Source organism: Streptomyces sp. NPDC056987 (assembly GCF_042673865.1).
In the GTDB taxonomy this organism is placed as follows: domain Bacteria; phylum Actinomycetota; class Actinomycetes; order Streptomycetales; family Streptomycetaceae; genus Streptomyces.
Genome location: NZ_JBHURV010000009.1, coordinates 1 through 19,653, shown reverse-complemented (window position 1 = coordinate 19,653; position 19,653 = coordinate 1). Strand labels below are relative to the sequence as shown.

16 protein-coding genes are annotated in these 19,653 nt (G+C 72.4%); 4 read left to right on the top strand and 12 right to left on the bottom strand.

Annotated features, from left to right (window positions below):
* Window positions 1-88: 88 nt before the first annotated feature.
* The 8 genes from ACFTZC_RS12845 to hrcA form a co-directional block, all read right to left on the bottom strand.
* Entirely contained in the window at window positions 89-991 is a 903-nt protein-coding gene (locus tag ACFTZC_RS12845) for a ribonuclease Z (RefSeq protein WP_382888840.1), read from the bottom strand.
* Between the two features lie 5 nt (window positions 992-996).
* Window positions 997-1,356 carry a histidine triad nucleotide-binding protein gene (locus ACFTZC_RS12840; protein ID WP_382888839.1) on the bottom strand — a complete coding sequence of 120 codons (360 nt, stop codon included), beginning with the start codon at window positions 1,354-1,356 and terminating at the stop codon, window positions 997-999.
* A 170-nt stretch (window positions 1,357-1,526) separates the two neighbouring features.
* Window positions 1,527-2,594, bottom strand: coding sequence for a tetratricopeptide repeat protein (locus tag ACFTZC_RS12835; protein WP_382888837.1), 1,068 nt, complete (start codon window positions 2,592-2,594; stop codon window positions 1,527-1,529).
* Complete coding sequence (locus ACFTZC_RS12830; RefSeq protein WP_382888836.1) at window positions 2,591-3,940, bottom strand: tetratricopeptide repeat protein; 1,350 nt, start codon at window positions 3,938-3,940, stop codon at window positions 2,591-2,593. Before ACFTZC_RS12830 ends, ACFTZC_RS12835 begins: the two co-directional genes overlap by 4 nt.
* A gap of 66 nt (window positions 3,941-4,006) precedes the next feature.
* A complete protein-coding gene (locus tag ACFTZC_RS12825; RefSeq protein WP_382888835.1) occupies window positions 4,007-4,756 on the bottom strand; it encodes a 16S rRNA (uracil(1498)-N(3))-methyltransferase in 750 nt (249 codons plus the stop codon).
* A complete protein-coding gene (locus tag ACFTZC_RS12820; protein ID WP_382888834.1) occupies window positions 4,753-5,832 on the bottom strand; it encodes a nitronate monooxygenase in 1,080 nt (359 codons plus the stop codon). The genes ACFTZC_RS12825 and ACFTZC_RS12820 overlap by 4 nt, the downstream gene beginning before the upstream one ends.
* Before the next feature lie 247 nt (window positions 5,833-6,079).
* Window positions 6,080-7,216, bottom strand: coding sequence for a molecular chaperone DnaJ (dnaJ, locus tag ACFTZC_RS12815; protein ID WP_382888833.1), 1,137 nt, complete (start codon window positions 7,214-7,216; stop codon window positions 6,080-6,082).
* Entirely contained in the window at window positions 7,217-8,233 is a 1,017-nt protein-coding gene (gene hrcA, locus ACFTZC_RS12810; protein ID WP_365819111.1) for a heat-inducible transcriptional repressor HrcA, read from the bottom strand.
* Window positions 8,234-8,432: 199 nt separating this feature from the next.
* Here hrcA and ACFTZC_RS12805 point away from each other — a divergent pair, with 199 nt between their 5' ends.
* Entirely contained in the window at window positions 8,433-9,209 is a 777-nt protein-coding gene (locus ACFTZC_RS12805) for an MBL fold metallo-hydrolase (protein WP_382888832.1), read from the top strand.
* 33 nt (window positions 9,210-9,242) lie between these two features.
* Window positions 9,243-10,097 (top strand): DUF3097 domain-containing protein, encoded by an 855-nt coding sequence (locus ACFTZC_RS12800; RefSeq protein WP_382888831.1) that lies wholly within the window; start codon window positions 9,243-9,245, stop codon window positions 10,095-10,097.
* Window positions 10,098-10,169: 72 nt separating this feature from the next.
* Here the strand turns inward: ACFTZC_RS12800 and hemW are convergent, their stop codons facing one another.
* Both hemW and ACFTZC_RS12790 read right to left on the bottom strand, forming a co-directional pair.
* Window positions 10,170-11,402: a radical SAM family heme chaperone HemW gene (gene hemW / locus ACFTZC_RS12795; protein ID WP_382888830.1), complete on the bottom strand. Its 1,233-nt coding sequence runs from the start codon at window positions 11,400-11,402 to the stop codon at window positions 10,170-10,172.
* Window positions 11,403-11,573: 171 nt separating this feature from the next.
* Window positions 11,574-13,712 (bottom strand): SpoIIE family protein phosphatase, encoded by a 2,139-nt coding sequence (locus ACFTZC_RS12790; RefSeq protein WP_382888829.1) that lies wholly within the window; start codon window positions 13,710-13,712, stop codon window positions 11,574-11,576.
* Between the two features lie 313 nt (window positions 13,713-14,025).
* Here ACFTZC_RS12790 and ACFTZC_RS12785 point away from each other — a divergent pair, with 313 nt between their 5' ends.
* The gene (locus ACFTZC_RS12785; RefSeq protein WP_382888828.1) at window positions 14,026-14,610 is read left to right on the top strand and encodes a two-component system response regulator; all 585 of its coding nucleotides are present in this window, start codon (window positions 14,026-14,028) and stop codon (window positions 14,608-14,610) included.
* 192 nt (window positions 14,611-14,802) lie between these two features.
* On the opposite strand, the gene ACFTZC_RS12780 is transcribed toward ACFTZC_RS12785, so the two are convergent.
* Together ACFTZC_RS12780 and lepA are read right to left on the bottom strand one after the other, a co-directional pair.
* Window positions 14,803-16,689: an AMP-dependent synthetase/ligase gene (locus ACFTZC_RS12780; RefSeq protein ID WP_382888827.1), complete on the bottom strand. Its 1,887-nt coding sequence runs from the start codon at window positions 16,687-16,689 to the stop codon at window positions 14,803-14,805.
* Window positions 16,690-16,984: 295 nt separating this feature from the next.
* Window positions 16,985-18,853 (bottom strand): translation elongation factor 4, encoded by a 1,869-nt coding sequence (gene lepA / locus ACFTZC_RS12775; protein WP_382888826.1) that lies wholly within the window; start codon window positions 18,851-18,853, stop codon window positions 16,985-16,987.
* Window positions 18,854-19,116: 263 nt separating this feature from the next.
* Between lepA and rpsT the strand changes: the two genes are divergently transcribed.
* Entirely contained in the window at window positions 19,117-19,383 is a 267-nt protein-coding gene (rpsT, locus tag ACFTZC_RS12770) for a 30S ribosomal protein S20 (protein ID WP_329827156.1), read from the top strand.
* Window positions 19,384-19,653 lie beyond the last annotated feature (270 nt).

Below are 19,653 nucleotides of genomic sequence, written 5' to 3'. Positions count from 1 at the left end.
GATCACGGCGGGCTCCCGATCGCGTGCGGATCCGGACAGTCTGCCCGATCGGCGGGGCACCGCCGGACACGTCCGCGGCCCGCCCGCGTCAGCGCTTGGGCAGCGGTACCCGTACGAGGTCGGCGGCGACCGTCAGTTCGCCCTCGAACCCCGCCGCGCGCGCCTGCCGTTCGAATTCGTCGGGGTCGCTGTAGCGCTGCGAGAAGTGCGTCAGCACGAGGTGCCGTACGCCGGACTCCGCCGCCACCCGGCCCGCCTGGCCCGCGGTGAGATGGCCGTGGTCGGTGGCGAGCCGCTCGTCCTCGTCCAGGAACGTCGACTCGATGACCAGCAGGTCGCACCCCTCGGCGAGCGCGAACACCCCGTCGCAGAGCCGGGTGTCCATGACGAAGGCGAACCGCTGTCCGCGCCGGACGTCGCTGACCTGCTCCAGCGTGACGCCGTCCAGCACGCCCTCGCGCTGGAGCCGGCCCACGTCGGGGCCCGCGATCCCGTGGGCGGCGAGCCGCGCGGGGTCCATCCGGCGGCCGTCGGGCTCGGTGAGGCGGTAGCCGTACGCCTCGACGGGGTGCGAGAGCTTCCGCGTGTCCAGGGTGTACGCGGGGGTGCGCGCGAGGACCCCGTCTCCGGTGACGGGCGCCTCGGTCAGCGCGACGGTCTCGCGGTAGGCCGTCGCGTACCGCAGCCGCTCGAAGAAGCGCCGGCCGCTCGCCGGGTAGTGCGCGGTGATCTCGTGCGGCACCTGGTCGAGGTTGATGCGCTGGACGACCCCGGCGAGGCCGAGGGAGTGGTCGCCGTGGAAGTGCGTGACGAGGATCCGGTTGATGTCGTGCGCGGCGACCCCGGCGCGCAGCATCTGGCGCTGGGTGCCCTCGCCCGGGTCGAAGAGCAGGCCCTCGCCGTCCCAGCGCAGCAGATAGCCGTTGTGGTTGCGGTGGCGGGTGGGCACCTGGCTGGCGGTGCCCAGCACGACCAGTTCGCGTACGGACAAGGCGCCTACCCGGGAGGCCAGTTGAGGCCGCGCCCGCCCAGCACATGGGCGTGGGCGTGGAAGACGGTCTGGCCGGCGCCCGAGCCGGTGTTGAACACGACGCGGTATCCGGTGGCGTCGACCTTGTCGTCGGCGGCCACGGCCGCCGCCTCGCGCAGTATGTCCGCGGCGACGGCCGGCTCGGCGGTGGCGAGGGTGACGGCGTCCGGGTAGTGCGCGCGGGGAATGACCAGGACATGCGTCGGCGCCTGCGGGTTGATGTCCCGGAAGGCGACGGTGGTCTCGCTCTCGCGCACGATGGTCGCCGGTACGTCCCCCGAGACGATCTTGCAGAACAGGCAGTCGGCCTGCGGTTCTCCGGCCATGGTCCCGGCCTCCTCGGCAGAGCTGGTGTCAGTCGGTGATGGGTCGGTGATGGGTCGGCGATCCGTTCCCTACGGACGGTTCCGTACGGACAGTTCCGTACGGACAGTTCATGGACCGTTCCGTACGGACGCATGCTATCGGCACCGGTCCGGGGCGGAGCGCCGCGCGGCTACGAGCGGAGCGCCGCGCGCTCGAACCAGATGGTCAGCAGCGTCGGTATCAGCCCCGCCCAGAAGAGCACCTGCGGTATCCCCCGGTCCGTCCACGGGACGGCCGCGACGAGCAGGCCGCAGAGGGTGCTCCAGACCGCCTGGCCGAGCACCAGCCGGGCCCAGAACTCCCGCCGTACCAGGGACCGTACGCTGAGCCGGACCCCCGTGCGCAGTCTCCGGTAGCGGCGCCAGGCGCCGAATCCCCAGGCCACGCCCATGAGCGCGATCGCGTACAGCCGGGTCCCGATCGGCAGGGGCAAGTCCTTGGCCTCGCCGTCCGCGGGGAAGAGGTCCACGGCGACGCCCGCGAGCACCACGCAGAGCAGGGCGATCCAGCGGGTGCCGCGCAGCATCCGGAAGACCGTACGGTCCAGCCCCGAGCGCAGGCTCCGGGAGGAGGGGTCGGCGGCGAGCGCCGTGGCGTACCCGTCGGCCACCTCGGGGAGCTTCTTCGACGGGTCGGCGGCCTGGAGGGCGGCGTGCTCCTCCAGGGCCCAGGCGTCGTCCGGATCGATGCGCAGGGTCGCGAGGACCGCCTGCCGGCGGATGTCGCCCCGGCCGTTGAGGAGGGCGGCCTTCCACATCGTGTAGTGCGCGAAGGGCTCCTCGGGCGCCAGCCGTACGGCGTGGGCCGCCGCTTCGAGCGTCTCGGGCCAGCGTGGCTGATAGGCGCCGACCGCCTCGGAGAGCGCCGCGTGGCCCCGCCAGGATTCCGGGGAGACCCGGATCGCGGCGCGGGCCGCGATCTCCGCCTCCTCGGGGCGCCCCAGCCTGCGCAGCCCGTAGGTCCGTACGACGAGCGCCCCGTGGTCGTCGGGGTCCAGTGCCAGCACCCGGTCCGTGGCGTCCACCGTGCCCTGGAACGTACGGGCGTCGAGATGGCAGCGCGCCAGGGTGACGAGTGCGTCCCGGTCGTCCGGGTCCTCGGCGAGGCGGCGGCCGAGGACTTCTTTCGCCTCGTCGTTCCTGCCCAGCTCCATCAGCGCGGCCGCCCGCGCCACCAGGGCGTTCTCCACCACGGTCACAGCTTGCGCTTCCTCTTCAGATGGGCGAGGAGGTCGTCGTACGCGCCGCCCTCGTTGGCGAACATGGCGACATTGCGCGCGGTGGCGAACCAGGGCTCCGTGGACGGCCGTACGGCCTTCGCCGCCGCCAGCAGATCCGCCATGTTGATCATGCGTACGGTGCCGGTGCGGGCCGAGTCGAGCAGCGCGGTCTCCGAGGCGGACTCGCAGAGGTGGGCGAGGTCGGCACCGGAGAACTCCTCGGTGATCTTGACCAGCTTGCCCAGGTCGACGGATTCGATGGGCCGGTCGCGCAGGTGGTACCGGAGGATCGCCTCACGCGCGGGCGCGTCGGGCGGCAGGACCAGCAGGGTGCGGTCGAGCCGGCCCGGGCGGCGCAGCGCGAGGTCCACGTCCCAGGGGACGTTGGTGGCGGCGAGCACGAACACGCCCTCGTTGGCGGCGCTTTCGACCCCGTCGAGCTCGGTGAGGAGCTGGTTGACGGTGTTCCGCATCCCGCTGTGGTGCGTACGGCTGCGCTTGGCGCCGAGGGCGTCCAGTTCGTCGAGGAAGACCACGCAGGGCGCCTGGCGGCGGGCCGTCTCGAAGATCTCGTGCATGTTGCGCTCGGAGTTGCCGGTCCACATGTCGAGCACGTCGTTGACGGACACGGAGAGGAAGTTGGCGCCGAGTTCGCCCGCGACGGCCCGTGCGATGAACGTCTTGCCGCAGCCGGGCGGCCCGTAGAGCAGCAGTCCGCCGCGCAGGCTCTTGCCGAACAGCCTGCGCAGTTCGGGGTTGCGCAGGGGCGCGAGGAAAGCGGCCTCAAGTCGCTCCTTGACCTCCCGCATCCCGCCGACGTCGGCGAGCCGGAGCGCACCGGGCGCGTCCACGTCCCAGGCGGAGACGGAACCGGCGTCCCCGCCGCCGTCGACGGAGAGCGGGTCCTCGCGCGTCGGCCCCGGGGCGGCGTCCGCGGGCGCGACGAAGCGGGGCGGAACGGCGTCCCCGACCTCCTGCTCGGCCGACTTCCAGTCGAAGGGCGGCGGGACAGATGGTGACGGTGCCGGTGGTGACGCCGGTGCCGCCTGCGTCACCGGTGCGGCGGCCGGTACGGGTGCAACCGCCGGTACGGGTGCCACCGGCTGCGGGGGCGCCGTGGGGCCGCCCATCGCGCGCATCATCAGCGCCCGCGCGTCGCCGTCCCCGGGAGCCCGCTGGAGGGCGACGGCCGCCTCGGACACGGCCTCCTCGGGCCGCCCCGCGTCGAGCAGCAGCCCCGCCAGGTGGACCCGGAGGGGGACGTCGTCGGGGGCCGCGGCCACGGCGGTCCGCAGACTGTGGATCAGAGGCGACTCGTGGGACATGGCGCCACCCTACGGAGCAGCACTGACAATCCGCCCAGGGGGTACCGCACTTCTGACGGAGTACGGTCAGGACCAGCGGCCCGTACGGCCCATCAGCAGCGCCGTGGCCGCCGTACCGGCGGTGGAGGTGCGCAGCACGCTGGGACCGAGTCGGTACGGCCGTGCTCCCACCGCAGCGAAGGCCGTCAACTCCTCCGGCGACACGCCCCCTTCGGGACCCACCACCAGCACGATCGAGCCCGTTCCTGGCAGTTCGGCGGTGGCCAGCGCGGCGCTGTCCGCCGCCCGGTCCTCGTGGAGGACGGCCGCGAAGTCCGCCGTGGCGAGCAGCGCGGCGACCTGCTTGGTGGTCATGGCGTCCGCGACCTCGGGGAAGCGCACCCGGCGCGACTGCTTGCCCGCCTCGCGCGCGGTGGCCCGCCACTTGGCGAGCGCCTTCGCGCCCCGCTCGCCCCGCCACTGCGTGACGCAGCGCGCCGCGGCCCACGGGACGACGGCGTCGACGCCGGTCTCCGTCATGGTCTCGACGGCCAGTTCGCCCCGGTCACCCTTGGGGAGGGCCTGGACGACGGTGATGTGCGGGGTCTCCGGCGGTTCCTCGGTCACCGAGCCGAGTTCGACGACCAGCCGGTCCTTGCCCTCGGCCGCCAGCACCACGCAGTCGGCCCACCGGCCGGTGCCGTCGGTCAGCACGACGTCCTCGCCGGGCCGCAGGCGCTTCACCGAGACGGCGTGCCGCCCCTCGGGCCCGTCCAGGACGAACCTGTCGCCGTGCCCGGGGCCGAAGCCGTCCACGACGAAGACGGGAGCGGTCACGGCGCGCTGCCCAGGCCGGGCATGAACGAGGCGCGGGTCGCGTCGAGTTCGCCCGCGAGGACCTCGACCAGCTTCCCGGCGGGCAGTTCGCGCGCCATCCGGTGGCCCTGACCCGCCCAGAGCGCCATGCCCTGCGCGTCGCCCACCTTGGCGGCGGCCTTGCGCAGCCCGGAGGTGAGGTGGTGGACCTCCGGGTAGGCAGGCGGGGCGTACGGGCCGTGTTCACGCATGAAGCGGTTGACGAGCCCGCGCGCGGGGCGGCCGGAGAACGCCCGGGTCAGCTCGGTCCGTACGAAGAGCGGGTTGGTCATGGCCTGCTTGTGCAGGGCGTTCGCCCCGGACTCCGGGCAGACCAGGAAGGCGGTGCCGAGCTGCGCCGCGTCGGCGCCCGCCGCGAGTACGGCGGCGATCTGACCACCGCGCATGAGGCCGCCCGCGGCGATGACCGGCAGCTCGACGGCCTCCCTGACCTGCGCGACCAGCGAGAGGAGCCCGAGGCCCGCGCCGTCGGTGGCGGGGTCGTCACGGTGGGTCCCCTGGTGGCCGCCGGCCTCGATGCCCTGCACACAGACGGCGTCGGCGCCGGACCACTGGGCGGTCTGGGCCTCCTCGGGCGTGGTCACGGTGACGACGGTGTACGTACCGACCCCCGCGAACGCGTCGAAGGTCGTCCTGGTCGGGCACCCGAAGGTGAAGGAGACGACCGGCACCGGGTCGTCGAGCAGGATGGCGAGCTTGGCCTCGTACGCGTCGTCCCACCCGGTCTCGGGGTCGCCGAGCGGGGTCTCGTACCAGGTGGCCTCACCGGCGAGCTGGTTACGGTAGACCTCTACGGCCGCGCGGTCGGCGTAGCGCGCCTGCGGCATGAAGAGATTGACGCCGAAGGGCCGGCCCGTGAGACCCCGGACCTGCTTGATCTCTTCGTACATGCCGTCGACCGTCTTGTAGCCGGCGGCGAGGAACCCGAGACCTCCGGCCTCGGAGACGGCCGAGGCGAGCTGCGGGCAGGACGCGCCGCCCGCCATGGGGGCCTGCACGATCGGATACCGGCAGAGATCGGTCAGTGCGGAGGACATGCAGGCATGGTGCCATGTCAGCCACGGCACCTCCGAATCGGCACCGCACCAGGCAGGACGCCGGGTCCGGAGGCCACCCCCGGCCCCCGGCCCGAACGAACCGCGCGCTGCCCGTTGAGGCAACCCTCAAAGGGCCCGCCTACCGCCCGTTGAAGGCGTCCTTCAAACGCGAGAACAACCCCTGCTGCCCCGGCTGACTGCGCCCACCCGGGGGCCCACCCCCGGACCCCCGGCCGGACAAACCCGCCTACCGCCCGTTGAACGCATCCTTCAAACGCGAGAACAACCCCTGCTGCCCTGGCTGGAACTGGCCCGTGGGCCGTTCCTCGCCGCGGAGCTGGGCCAGTTCGCGCAGCAGGCGCTCCTGCTCCGGGTCCATCTTCGTCGGGGTCATCACCTCGACGTGGACGATCAGATCGCCCCTGCCACCGCCGCGGAGGTGCGTGATGCCGCGGCCGTGCAGCGGGATCGACTGGCCGGACTGCGTGCCGGGCCGTACGTCGATCTCCTCCACGCCGTCCAGCGTCTCCAGCGGGCACTTCGTGCCCAGCGCCGCCGCCGTCATCGGGATCGTCACCGTGCAGTGCAGATCGTCGCCGCGCCGCTGGAACGTCGCGTGCGGGACCTCGTGGATCTCCACGTACAGGTCACCGGCGGGGCCGCCGCCCGGGCCGACCTCGCCCTCGCCCGCGAGCTGGATCCGGGTGCCGTTGTCGACGCCCGCGGGGATCTTGACCGTGAGCGTACGGCGGGAGCGGATCCGGCCGTCACCCGCGCACTCGGGGCAGGGCGTCGGCACGACCGTACCGAAGCCCTGGCACTGCGGGCAGGGCCGCGAGGTCATGACCTGGCCCAGGAAGGAGCGGGTGACCTGCGAGACCTCGCCTCGGCCGCGGCACATGTCGCAGGTCTGGGCGGAGGTGCCGGGCGCGGCGCCCTCGCCCGAGCAGGTCGTGCAGACGATCGCCGTGTCGACCTGGATGTCCTTGGTCGTGCCGAAGGCCGCCTCGTTGAGGTCGATCTCCAGCCGGATCATCGCGTCCTGGCCGCGCCGCGTCCGCGAGCGCGGGCCGCGCTGCGACGCCGTACCGAAGAACGCGTCCATGATGTCCGAGAAGTTGCCGAAGCCGCCGGCCCCGAACCCTCCCGCGCCGCCGCCCCCGTTGGAGGACAGCGGGTCGCCGCCGAGGTCGTAGACCTGCTTCTTCTGCGGGTCCGACAACACCTCGTACGCGGCGTTGATCTCCTTGAAGCGCTCTTGCGTCTTCGGATCGGGATTGACATCCGGATGCAGCTCGCGCGCGAGTCTGCGGAATGCCTTCTTGATCTCGTCCTGAGATGCGTCGCGGCGTACGCCGAGTACGGCGTAGTAGTCCGTGGCCACTTACGACTCCGCCAGGATCTGTCCGACGTAACGTGCCACTGCGCGTACCGCTCCCATCGTTCCGGGGTAGTCCATGCGGGTCGGTCCGACCACGCCGAGTTTGGCGACTGCCTCGTCGCCCGAACCGTAGCCGACCGCGACGACGGACGTGGAGTTGAGGCCCTCATGGGCGTTCTCGTGCCCGATACGTACGGTCATGCCGGGGTCCGCGGCCTCGCCGAGCAGCTTGAGGAGCACCACATGCTCCTCCAGCGCCTCCAGCACCGGCCGGATGGTCAGGGGAAAGTCGTGTCCGAAGCGGGTGATGTTGGCGGTTCCGCCGATCATCAGCCGCTCCTCCGTCTCCTCGACCAGGGTTTCCAGCAGGGTCGCGAGGACCGCCGACACGGTCCCCCGGTCCTCCTGCTCGAAGGAGTCGGGCAGGTCCTGCACGAGCTGCGGGACGTCCGTGAAGCGGCGTCCGACGATCCGGCTGTTGAGCCGGGCCCGCAGGTCGGCGAGAGAGGTCTCGCCGAACGGCGCGGGGCAGTCGACCAGGCGCTGCTCGACCCGTCCGGTGTCGGTGATCAGGACGAGCATCAGCCGGGCGGGCGCGAGCGCCAGCAGCTCCACGTGCCGCACCGTCGAACGGGTCAGCGAGGGGTACTGGACGACGGCCACCTGCCGGGTGAGCTGCGCGAGCAGCCGCACCGTACGGCCCACGACGTCGTCGAGGTCCACGGCGCCGTCCAGCAGGTTCTGGATGGCGCGGCGCTCCGGCAGGGACAGGGGCTTGACCCCGGCCAGCCGGTCGACGAAGAGGCGGTAGCCCTTGTCGGTCGGGATGCGCCCGGCGCTGGTGTGCGGCTGGGCGATGAAGCCCTCGTCCTCCAGCACCGCCATGTCGTTGCGCACGGTCGCCGGGGAGACACCCAGTTTGTGCCGCTCGGTGAGTGCCTTGGAGCCGACGGGCTCCTCGGTGCCGACGTAGTCCTGGACGATCGCGCGCAACACCTCAAGTCTGCGTTCGCTGAGCATGGCGCACACCTCCCGATGTCGTCCGTCGTCCTTCGCCCGCCGCGGCGCTCATTGGCACTCGTTCCTGCGGAGTGCCAGCGCTCCCGGTTCAGTGTACGGCCGTAAGGCGTACCCCGAGCAAGAGCGGCCGACCAGGCTACCCGGCGGATCCCCGCGGATCGCGGCGCCGGATGTCAGTGCTCTCCCGTAGCGTCCCGGTATGGACGTCCGTTGGGAAGAGTACGGGTGGGAGCGGCTGGCCCCCGGAGTGGGCCGCAGACGCCTTCCGGGGTGGGACGCGACCGTCGGTCTGGTGGCCGGGGAGCGGGGCGCGCTGCTCTACGACACGGGGTCGACGCTGCGGGAGGGCGCCGAACTCCGGGCGCAGACGCGGGCGCTGCTCGGCGGCCGGCGCGTGACGCATGTCGCATTCAGCCATCCGCATTTCGATCATGTGCTCGGGGCGGCGGCGTTCTCGGGGGTGGCGGTCTACGGGGCGGTGGGGGCGGCGGAGCTGCTGTCCGGGGGCGGCGCGGGCGGCCCCGCCGGGAGCCTTTACGAGGAGGCGGTACGGGAGGGTGTCGCGGAGGCGGAGGCGGCCGAGGCGGTGGACCTGCTGGTACGGCCGGGGCACGCGGTGTGCGGGGAGCTGACGCTGGACCTGGGCGGCGGGCGGCGGGTGCTGCTGGCGAACGTCGGCCCGGGGCACACCGCGCACGACCTGGCGCTGCTGGTGCCGGGGGCGGGCGGGGAGCCTCCCGGCGCCCCGGCGGTGGTCTTCTGCGGGGACCTGGTGGAGGAGTCGGGCGAGCCCCAGGCGGGCCCCGACGCGGTCCCGGCGCGCTGGCCCGCCGCCCTGGACCGGCTGCTGGCGCTGGGCGGCGGGGACGGGGCGGTGTACGTACCGGGGCACGGTGCGGTGGTGGACGCGGCGTTCGTACGCGCGCAACGGGACACGCTGGCGGCGCGGTTCGGCGGGCCGGGGCCGCCCGCGTAGCCCGGCGGGCGACCCCCGCATATCGTCGTGCGCATGCGCAGCTACAGCCCCGATCTGACGCCCCCGTGGAAGAAGTCCACGCCCGCGCCGGAGGTCCCCGCCGAACCCGATCTGGTGGTCGAGGAGGTGACGACGGGCTTCTGCGGCGCGGTGATCCGCTGCGAGAAGACCGCCGAGGGGCCGACGGTCACGCTGGAGGACCGGTTCGGCAAGCACCGGGTCTTCCCGATGGTGGCGCGCGGCTTCCTGCTGGAGGGCCGGCCGGTCACGCTGGTCCGCCCCCGGCCGGGCGGCCCGGGCGGGGGCGCCGCGCGGCCGGCCGCCCCGGCCCGTACGGCCTCGGGCTCGGTCGCGGTGCCGGGCGCCCGCGCGCGGGTGGCCAGGGCGGGCCGGATCTATGTGGAGGGGCGGCACGACGCGGAGCTGGTGGAGAAGGTCTGGGGCGACGATCTGCGCATCGAGGGCGTGGTCGTGGAGTACCTGGGCGGTATCGACGATCTCCCGGCGGTGGTGGCGGAGTTCGGCCCGGCGCCGGACGCGCGGCTCGGCGTGCTGGTCGACCATCTTGTGCCCGGCTCGAAGGAGTCCCGTATCGCGGCGGCGGCGGGCGGCGCGGACGTCGCGGACGTCTTGGTGCTGGGCCACCCGTACATCGACGTCTGGGAGGCGGTGAAGCCGTCCTCGGTGGGCATCCGGGCCTGGCCGAAGGTGCCGCGGGGCGAGGACTGGAAGACGGGCGTGTGCGAGGCGCTGGGCTGGCCCGCGAACACGGGGGCGGCGTGGCAGGCGATCCTGTCCCGCGTGCACTCCTACCGGGACCTGGAGCCGGCGCTGCTGGGCCGGGTGGAGGAGCTGATCGACTTCGTCACGGTCGGCGGCTCGGCCTGAGCGGGCGCGCGGTCGGCGGCGCGGCCTGAGCGGCCGCGCCCGCGATCCGCCGCGGTTCACCCTGGCGGGTGATCAGTCCACCAGGTCCCTGACGACGGCGTCCGCCAAGAGGCGGCCCTTCAGCGTCAGCACCGCGCGACCCGTCTCGTACGGCTCCCGCGCGAGCAGTCCTTCGGACAGGGCGCGGGTGGCGGCGGTCAGACCGGCCGGGCGGAGGAGGGACAGGGGGCAGCCGTCGGCCAGGCGCAGCTCCAGCAGGACGCGCTCCACCCTGCGGTCCTCGTCGGTGAGGAGTTCGCGGCCCGCGCCCGGGGAGCGGCCCTCCGCGAGGGCCTGGGCGTACGCGCCGGGGTGCTTCACGTTCCACCAGCGCACACCGCCGACGTGGCTGTGGGCGCCGGGGCCCGCGCCCCACCAGTCCGCGCCACGCCAGTACAGCTCGTTGTGGAGGCAGCGCGCCTGCTCCGTGGTGGCCCAGTTGGACACCTCGTACCAGGAGAAGCCCGCCTCCGCGAGCACCCGGTCCGCGATGAGGTAGCGGTCCGCGTGCTCGTCGTCGTCCGTCATGGGCACCTCACCGCGCCGGATCCGGCGGGCGAGCCCGGTGCCCTCCTCGACGATCAGCGCGTACGCCGAGATGTGGTCGGGGCCCGCGCCCACCGCCGCCGCGAGGGTGTAGCGCCAGTCGGCGTCGGTCTCCCCCGGTGTGCCGTAGATCAGGTCGAGGTTGACGTGCTCGAACCCGGCGGCGCGGGCCTCCGCGACGCACGCCTCGGGGCGGCCCGGGGTGTGCGTACGGTCGAGGACCTTCAGGACGTGCTGCTTGGCGCTCTGCATGCCGAAGGAGATCCGGTTGAAGCCGCCCTCGCGCAGGGTGGCGAGGTACGCCGGGTCCACGGATTCCGGATTCGCCTCCGTGGTGATCTCGGCGTCGTCCGCGAGACCGAACTCGTCGCGGATCGTCCCCAGCATCCGTACGAGGTCCCCGGCGGCGAGCAGGGTCGGGGTGCCGCCGCCGACGAAGACCGTACGGACCCGGCGCGGGTCGTCGCCGAGGACCTTCCTGGCCAGCCTGACCTCGTCGGCGAGGGTGTCGGCGTAGTTGTCGCGGGAGGCCAGCACGCCGCCGGAGCCGCGCAGCTCGGTCGCCGTGTACGTGTTGAAGTCGCAGTAGCCGCAGCGGGTCGCGCAGTACGGAACGTGCAGGTAGAAGCCGAGCGGCCGGTCCGCCGCGCCCGCCAGGGCGTGCCGGGGCAGCGCGCCGGTCTCGGGCATGGGGTCGCCGTCGGGCAGTGCGGAAGGCATGCCCCCAGTGTCCCGTACGGGAGGAAGCCGGCGGGACGCGCGGGTCGGGAGCGGTACGGGCCGGAGGCGGGGCGGTGCGGGGGCGGGGTCCGGGCGGCGCGGGCCGGGGAGAGCGGGGCGCTGTGGGGCGCGCCCCGGATCCCCGGCCCGTACCGCCTCGTGTCCCTCCGCTCACTCCGCCTGGAGCACCAGCAGCGCCAGGTCGTCCCCCGGCGGCGTCTCCGCGAATTCGTGCACCGCGCGCCGTATCCGCTCCGCGACGCCCTGCGCCGTCAGCCCCGCGCACCCCGCCAGGGCGCGGGCGAGCCCGTCGCCGTCGTCCAGCATCCGGCGGCCCGAGCGGCGCTCCGTGACGCCGTCGGTGACGCAGAGCAGCGTGTCCCCGGGTTCCAGGTCGAAGGTGCTGCTCTCGTACGCGACGGAATCGACCACCCCGAGCAGCAGCTGCGGCTCCGCGGCGGGCCGTACGGTGCCGTCCGGCCGCAGCAGCAGCGGCAGGGGGTGGCCGGCGCTGGCGAGGGTGCACCGCACGCCCGTACCGTCCGGCCGGGGCGTCAGCTCGCCGTACAGCAGCGACAGGAAACGGGCCTGGCGGCCCTCGGGGAGCCCCGGAGACGCCTGTGGGGCTCCTGGCGGGGCGCCGGTCCCTCCGGCCGCCACAGCGGCCATCAGGGACGCCGACTCGGCCGCCTCCGTCGCGTCGTCGAGCAGCAGCCGGTTGAGGCGGTCGAGGACCGCGCCGACGCCGTACCCCTCGCGGGCGAGCAGCCGCAGCCAGGGGCGGGCGAGGCCGGTCACGACGGCGGCTTCGGGGCCGCTGCCCTGGACGTCGCCGAGCATGAAGCACCAGCGGTCGTCCGGCGGGCAGGGGAAGACGTCGTAGAAGTCGCCGCCCGCGAGCCCGTCGTCGCTCGGTTCGTACACGAGGGAGCTGGTGACGCCCGGGATGCGCGCCACCTGGCTGGGCAGCAGCCCGCGCTGGAGGACGCGGCTGATGGTGACCTGGCGGGCATAGCGGCGGGCCGCGCCGATGCCCAGGGCGACTCGGCGGGCGAAGTCCTCGACGAGGGAGGTCACCTCGCCGGGGACGGTGCTCCGCCCGGGGCGGCCGATCATGAGTGTGCCCAGGGAGCGGCCGTTCGCGACGAGCCGGCAGGCGAGCGCCGCGCCCTCCACGGCCGCGCCCTCCGCCGCGTCCTCCGCCGTGACTTCTTCCGGTGGTCCCGCGGGATCCGGTACGAGGGAGTCCGGTCCCGCGGTCTCCGTCGTCTCCAGGGCGGGCGTCTCCAGGGCGGGCCAGGGCACCGGTACCGGCGTGGCGTACGGCGGGGCCGGAAGCCGGGGCGGCTCCTTCTCCAGCGCCGTGCGCAGCGGCTCGATCCGGGACTCGTCGGCGTGCCAGACGCGGGCGAGCCGGGGCGCCGCGGCCGCCTGGGCGTCCTCACCGTCCAGCCAGACGGCGCACCAGTCGGCGAGGCGGGGCACCAGCAGCTGCCCGGCGAGCGCGGCGACCAGGTCCTCGTCGAGCTGTCCCGCGAGCAGTTCGGATGCCTCGGCGAGGAAGGAGTGCGCGCCCCCGCCGGCCCACTCCGGGTCGTCCCGGACGGCGCGCCGGACCTCCGGGGCGGCGGTGCCGGCGTCACGCGGCCCGCGCCGCGCCGCCGGCTCGGCCGCGCCCCGGCCGGGGTCCGCGTCCCGGCCTTCGAGGGGGAGCCGGGCCCAGACGGTCTTGAGGCCGGAGCGGTAGGTGATGCCCCAGCGTTCCGCGAGCGCGGAGACGAGTTGCAGACCGCGGCCGTACTCGGGAGTGCCGGATCCGGACGGCGGCGGTCCGTTCGGGTCGCTCTGCACGGGCCGCGCGGGATGGTGGTCGGAGACTTCGAGGACGAGCGCGGCCGGTTCGTCGGGGACCGGCGCCTCGGAGGTGTCCCCCGAGCCGTCCCCGGCGGCGTCCTCCGGAGCGTCCCCGGAGGGGACTTCGAGCCGGCAGAGCAGTTCGACGGTGGTGCCCGCGTGCACGACCGCGTTGGTGACGAGTTCGTCGACGATCAGCACGGCGTCGTCCGCGAGCAGATCGGTGCTGTGCTTGCCCGGGGAGCAGCATGTCTCCCCCTGGCAGAAGGTGCAGGTGGCGAGCAACCCGAGGCGGGTCCAGTCCGCGAGCGCCGCGCGTGCGAAACGGCGTGCGGCGGACGGGGCGAGCGGGTTGCCGGGCAGGCTGGTACGGGAGATGGACCGCGCGTCCCTCCGTAACGGCACCTGGGGTGCCGGACGGTGGCGGGTTTCGCGCGGGATCGGAATGGGCCCCACTGCGGCTCCTGATCCGGTTCTGGCGTTGTGCCGCTTACGATCCCGACAGAGTGACAGACGGAGGGCATTCCTACGCACCGAGTTAGGGAAGTCACCGGAGATTGCCCCGGGGTCTTGACAGCGGAAACGGCGCGCCGGGCGGGTCCGTACGGGAGGGGTTGCGGATCGGGTTGCGGGAGGGGTGGCGCGACGGGTGGCGCGCACGGCGGGCCAAACCGCCGGAACCACGTGCGAAAGCGCCCCGGACAGAGCATTCTTGCCTCCCTGGCCGAAAGACACAGGCCGGACAAGGAGCAACAAGGATGATCAGCACATGAACGGCACAGCGGTCGGCACGGAACGTGCGGGCATCCTGCTCGTCGACGACATGGAGGACAACCTCATCGCGCTCGAAGCGGTGCTGGCCTCGCTCGACGAGCGGCTGGTACGGGCGCGTTCGGGGGAAGAAGCGGTGGAGGCGCTGCTGCGCCAGCCGTTCGCCCTGGTGCTGCTGGACGTCCGGATGCCCGGCATGGACGGCTTCGAGACCGCGTACCGGATCAAGAAGCTCGACCGGGCCAAGGACATTCCGATCATCTTCCTGAACGGCCCCGGCTCCGACAGCGGGTACGCCTTCCGTGGGTACGCCACCGGCGCGGCCGACTTCCTGACCAAGCCCTTCGACCCGTGGATGCTGCGGGCCAAGGTCAGCGTCTTCCTCGATCTGCACCGCAAGAACCGCCAGTTGGAGCGGGCCCTGGCGCGCGAGCAGGAGCAGCTGGAGGAGGTCGCGGGCCGGCTGACGAAGATCGAGGACGCGCTGCGGAGCGACGCCCCGGAGCATCTGGCCGAGGTACGACGCCACTTGGAGCGGATCGAGGACGCCCTGGGCGAACTACGGCGTGGGCGGGACCGGTAGGGCAACAGGTCTGCCCCTCCGGCCCCGCCCGTCGTGCACGTCACGCCCGCCTCGTACGCCCCGCGGGACCCGCCGGACCGGTCGGTTCGTGCACCGGTCGTCGCGCCCGCGCGCCCGTCGGTGTGGCCGGGTGTCGCGGTTAGGGTCTGTGGTTTGGATCATGCTGGGCTCGCCTGACCCAAACCACAGACCCTAGGCCGCGCGGGAGCCCTCGTACATCTCGTCCAGGAGATTCCTGTACTCGCGCTCCACGACGGGCCTCTTGAGCTTGAGGCTGGGCGTCAGCTCGCCGTGCTCGATGTCCAGGTCGCGGGGGAGCAGCCGGAACTTCTTGATGGTCTGCCAGCGCTGCAGGCCCTCGTTGAGCCGCTTCACGTACCCGTCGACGAGCCGCTCGACCTCCGGGGAGGCGACCACCTCGGCGTACGGCCTGCCCGCCATGCCGTTCTCGGCCGCCCAGCCGAGGATCGCCGGCTCGTCGAGCGCGATCAGCGCCGTACAGAAGTTCCGGTCGGCGCCGTGCACCAGGATGTTGGAGACGAACGGGCAGACCGCCTTGAACTGGCCCTCGACCTCGGCCGGTGCGATGTACTTGCCGCCCGACGTCTTGATCAGGTCCTTCTTGCGGTCGGTGATCCGCAGGTAGCCGTCGGCCGACAGCTCGCCGATGTCCCCGGTGTGGAACCAGCCGTCGGACTCCAGCACCTCCACGGTCTTCTCCGGCAGCCCGTGATATCCGGCCATCACACCCGGCCCGCGCAGCAGGATCTCGCCGTCGTCGGCGATCCGCACCTCCGTGCCGGGCAGCGGCTTGCCGACCGTGCCCGTGCGGTACGCCTCGCCCGGGTTGACGAAGCTGGCCGCGCTGCTCTCCGTCAGCCCGTACCCCTCCAGGATGTGGATCCCGGCGCCGGAGAAGAAGTAGCCGATCTCGGGCGCGAGCGCGGCGGAGCCGGAGACGGCGGCGCGCAGCCGGCCGCCGAAGGCCTCGCGGAGCTTGCTGTAGACGAGCGCGTCGGCCACCTTGTGGCGGGCACCGAGCGCGAACGGCACGGACCTCGTGCCCGTACGGCGGAAGTTGTCCTGGGCGGCCTTGGCGTGCTCACGGGCGACCCCGGCCGCCCACTGGAAGATCTTGTACTTGGCGGGACCGCCGGCCTGCGCCTTGGCGGCGACACCGTTGTAGACCTTCTCGAAGATCCGCGGCACGGCGGCCATGTAGGTCGGCCGGACCACCGGCAGATTCTCGATGATCTTGTCGACGCGGCCGTCCACGGCCGTGACATGGCCGACCTCGATCTGCCCGGACGTCAGCACCTTGCCGAAGACATGGGCGAGCGGCAGCCACAGGTACTGCACATCGCTCCCGCTGATCAGGCCGGTGGCGGCGATCGCCTTGGCCATGTACGACCAGCTGTCGTGCCGCAGCCGTACGCCCTTGGGGCGGCCCGTGGTGCCCGAGGTGTAGATGAGGGTGGCGAGCTGTTCGGCCGTGATCGCCTCGGTCCGCTCCTCGACCGCCTTGGGGTGCTCGGCGAGGTACGCGGTGCCGCGCGCCTCCAGGTCGGCGAGCGAGAGCACCCACCCTTCGGGGTCGCCCTCGGCGGGCTCGGCGTCGGCCGCCTCGATCACCACGACATGGGCGAGGTGCGGCAGCTCGGCGCGGCGCTCGCGCACCTTGGCGAGCTGGGCGGCGTCCTCCGCGATCAGCACCCGGCTCTCCGAGTCGGAGAGGATGTACGCGGACTCGTCGGTGTTGGTGGAGGGGTAGACCGTGGTCGTCGCGGCGCCCGCGCACATCACCCCGAGGTCGGCGAGGATCCACTCGACGCGGGTGGAAGAGGCGAGCGCGACCCGCTCCTCGGCCCGTACGCCGAGCGTGATCAGCCCGGCGGCCACCGCGTACACCCGCGCCGACGCCTCGGCCCAGCTCAGCGAGCGCCACTCGTCGGGACCGGGGCCGGCGGCGGGCACGGGGTAGCGGTACGCCTCCGCGTCCGGCGTGGCCGCCACGCGCTCAACGAAGAGGGTCGCCACGGAGGGCGGCCGGTTCTCGATCAAGTTCTGTGTGTCGCTCACGGCATCCTCCGGGCCCGCGGCAGCGCTGCCGACGTGCTGACTGAATTGTGACTGGCGAGAACCATCATGACTGACGAGTAACTAACCGACGAGTAACTATGAATCTGGGCTCAGAGTAAGGGCCGTCCGCCCGGTGCGTAAGGGGCGGTGGGCTGCCGCTTCATAACAAAGCCGCCATCCTGACGGGCTGCCGTCGCCACCCTGCCGGTCCGCCGTACCGATGTCACTACGGGCCCTCACAGCGCGGTGTGAGGGCCCGTAGCGGTGGTATTGGTCCGGAGTGGTCCGGAGGCGGCTACTTCTTCGCCTTGCCTCCGGAGTCGTCGCTGGACAGCACGGCGATGAACGCCTCCTGGGGGACCTCCACGCTGCCGACCATCTTCATGCGCTTCTTGCCCTCCTTCTGCTTCTCCAGCAGCTTCCGCTTCCGGGAGATGTCACCGCCGTAGCACTTGGCCAGCACGTCCTTGCGGATGGCGCGGATGGTCTCGCGGGCGATGACCCGGGAGCCGATGGCCGCCTGGATGGGCACCTCGAACGCCTGCCGCGGGATCAGCTCGCGGAGCTTGGCGACCAGCCGCACCCCGTACGCGTACGCCTGGTCCCGGTGGGTGATCGCTGAGAAGGCGTCGACCTTGTCGCCGTGGAGCAGGATGTCGACCTTGACCAGGTGGGCGGTCTGCTCGCCGGTGGGCTCGTAGTCGAGCGAGGCGTAGCCGCGGGTCTTGGACTTGAGCTGGTCGAAGAAGTCGAAGACGATCTCGGCGAGCGGCAGCGTGTAGCGGATCTCGACACGGTCCTCGGAGAGGTAGTCCATACCGAGCAGCGTGCCGCGGCGGCTCTGGCACAGCTCCATGATCGCGCCGATGAACTCGCTCGGGGCGAGGATCGTGGCCCGTACGACCGGCTCGTGCACCGAGTCGATCTTGCCCTCGGGGAACTCGCTCGGGTTGGTGACCGTGTGCTCGCTGCCGTCCTCCATCTCGACGCGGTAGACCACGTTGGGGGCGGTGGCGATCAGATCGAGGCCGAACTCGCGCTCCAGCCGCTCCCGGATCACGTCGAGGTGCAGCAGCCCGAGGAAGCCGACGCGGAAGCCGAAGCCGAGCGCCGCGGAGGTCTCCGGTTCGTAGACCAGGGCGGCGTCGTTGAGCTGGAGCTTGTCGAGCGCGTCGCGCAGCTCGGGGTAGTCCGAGCCGTCCAGCGGATAGAGGCCGGAGAAGACCATCGGCTTGGGGTCCTTGTACCCGCCGAGCGCCTCGGTCGCCCCCTTGTTCAGGGTGGTGATCGTGTCGCCGACCTTGGACTGCCGTACGTCCTTCACGCCGGTGATGATGTAGCCCACCTCGCCGACGCCGATGCCGTCGGCCGGGGTCATCTCCGGCGAGGAGACCCCGATCTCCAGCAGCTCGTGAGCAGCGCCGGTGGACATCATCCGGATCCGCTCGCGCTTGTTGAGCTGACCGTCGATGACACGGACGTACGTGACGACGCCCCGGTAGGAGTCGTAGACCGAGTCGAAGATCATCGCGCGGGCGGGGGCGTCCTTCACACCGACGGGCGGCGGGACCTCCTTGACCACCTTGTCGAGCAGGGCGTCCACGCCGACACCGGTCTTGGCCGAGACGCGCAGGACGTCCTCGGGCCGGCAGCCGATGAGGTTCGCCAGCTCCTCGGAGAACTTCTCCGGCTGGGCGGCCGGCAGGTCGATCTTGTTGAGCACCGGGACGATGGTGAGGTCGTTCTCCATCGCCAGGTAGAGGTTGGCGAGCGTCTGCGCCTCGATGCCCTGTGCGGCGTCCACCAGCAGGATGGTGCCCTCGCAGGCCGCGAGCGAACGGGAGACCTCGTAGGTGAAGTCCACGTGTCCCGGCGTGTCGATCATGTTGAGGACATGGGTCGTGCCCTGGTCCTCCCCCGTGGTGGGGGCCCAGGGCAGCCGGACCGCCTGGGACTTGATCGTGATACCGCGCTCGCGCTCGATGTCCATCCGGTCGAGGTACTGAGCGCGCATCTGCCGCTGGTCGACCACTCCGGTGAGCTGGAGCATCCGGTCGGCCAGCGTCGACTTGCCGTGGTCGATGTGGGCGATGATGCAGAAGTTGCGGAGCAGCGCCGGGTCCGTACGGCTCGGCTCGGGCACGTGGAGAGGGGTCGCGGGCACGCAGGGTCCTGATTCTTGAGACGCGCGGCGTCTCGTCTCGGGTGGACGCGGATCGATACGTAGCTTCCATGGTCCCATGGGTGCGGGACTGCGCCCGGTTTGGGCCGGTCGCGGGGTCGCTGCTAGCCTGGCTTGCTGCATCCTGCTCCCTGTTCACTCCGCCTCGGCGGGGTGGGAGTCCGGACGCTGCTGTACACCGGACGCTGCTGTACAGATGCTGTACCGAGTCAAACGAATTCATCAAAGCTGAGAAGGCTCATAACGTGGCGAACATCAAGTCCCAGATCAAGCGGAACAAGACCAACGAGAAGGCACGCCTGCGCAACAAGGCTGTCAAGTCGTCGCTCAAGACCGCGATCCGCAAGGCCCGCGAGGCCGCTGCCGCCGGTGACGTCGAGAAGGCCACCGCGGCTTCTCGCGAGGCGTCCCGTCAGCTCGACAAGGCTGTCTCGAAGGGTGTCATCCACAAGAACGCCGCCGCCAACAAGAAGTCGGCGCTGGCCTCCAAGGTCGCCACCCTCCAGGGCTGAGCCCCCGTCTACTTGATTTGACCGCCGGAAGGGACTCAGCGGGCCCTCTCTACCGCTCCTGACCGGCGAACCCCGAACTCGCACGCGACTGCGTTCGCCACGCGGGTGCGAGTTCAGCAGCTTCATGAGCTTCACAGCCTGACGTCGAAGGCCCCGGACCGTCCTCCCAGGACCCGCCCGGGCCCGCGAAGAGGGCGGCCCCCGCGGGGCCAGAGCCCCCCCCCGGGCAGCCCGGGGCGCAGCCCCCCACAGAGGCCCCCCCACCCCCCC

Coding starts and splice junctions, on each gene's coding strand:
- hemW (WP_382888830.1), bottom strand. CDS start 11,402: ATGCCTTCCGCACTGCCCGACGGCGACCCCATGCCCGAGACCGGCGCG.
- ACFTZC_RS12820 (WP_382888834.1), bottom strand. CDS start 5,832: ATGTCCTCCGCACTGACCGATCTCTGCCGGTATCCGATCGTGCAGGCC.
- ACFTZC_RS12785 (WP_382888828.1), top strand. CDS start 14,026: ATGAACGGCACAGCGGTCGGCACGGAACGTGCGGGCATCCTGCTCGTC.
- ACFTZC_RS12840 (WP_382888839.1), bottom strand. CDS start 1,356: ATGGCCGGAGAACCGCAGGCCGACTGCCTGTTCTGCAAGATCGTCTCG.
- hrcA (WP_365819111.1), bottom strand. CDS start 8,233: ATGCTCAGCGAACGCAGACTTGAGGTGTTGCGCGCGATCGTCCAGGAC.
- ACFTZC_RS12830 (WP_382888836.1), bottom strand. CDS start 3,940: ATGTCCCACGAGTCGCCTCTGATCCACAGTCTGCGGACCGCCGTGGCC.
- ACFTZC_RS12805 (WP_382888832.1), top strand. CDS start 8,433: ATGGACGTCCGTTGGGAAGAGTACGGGTGGGAGCGGCTGGCCCCCGGA.
- ACFTZC_RS12800 (WP_382888831.1), top strand. CDS start 9,243: ATGCGCAGCTACAGCCCCGATCTGACGCCCCCGTGGAAGAAGTCCACG.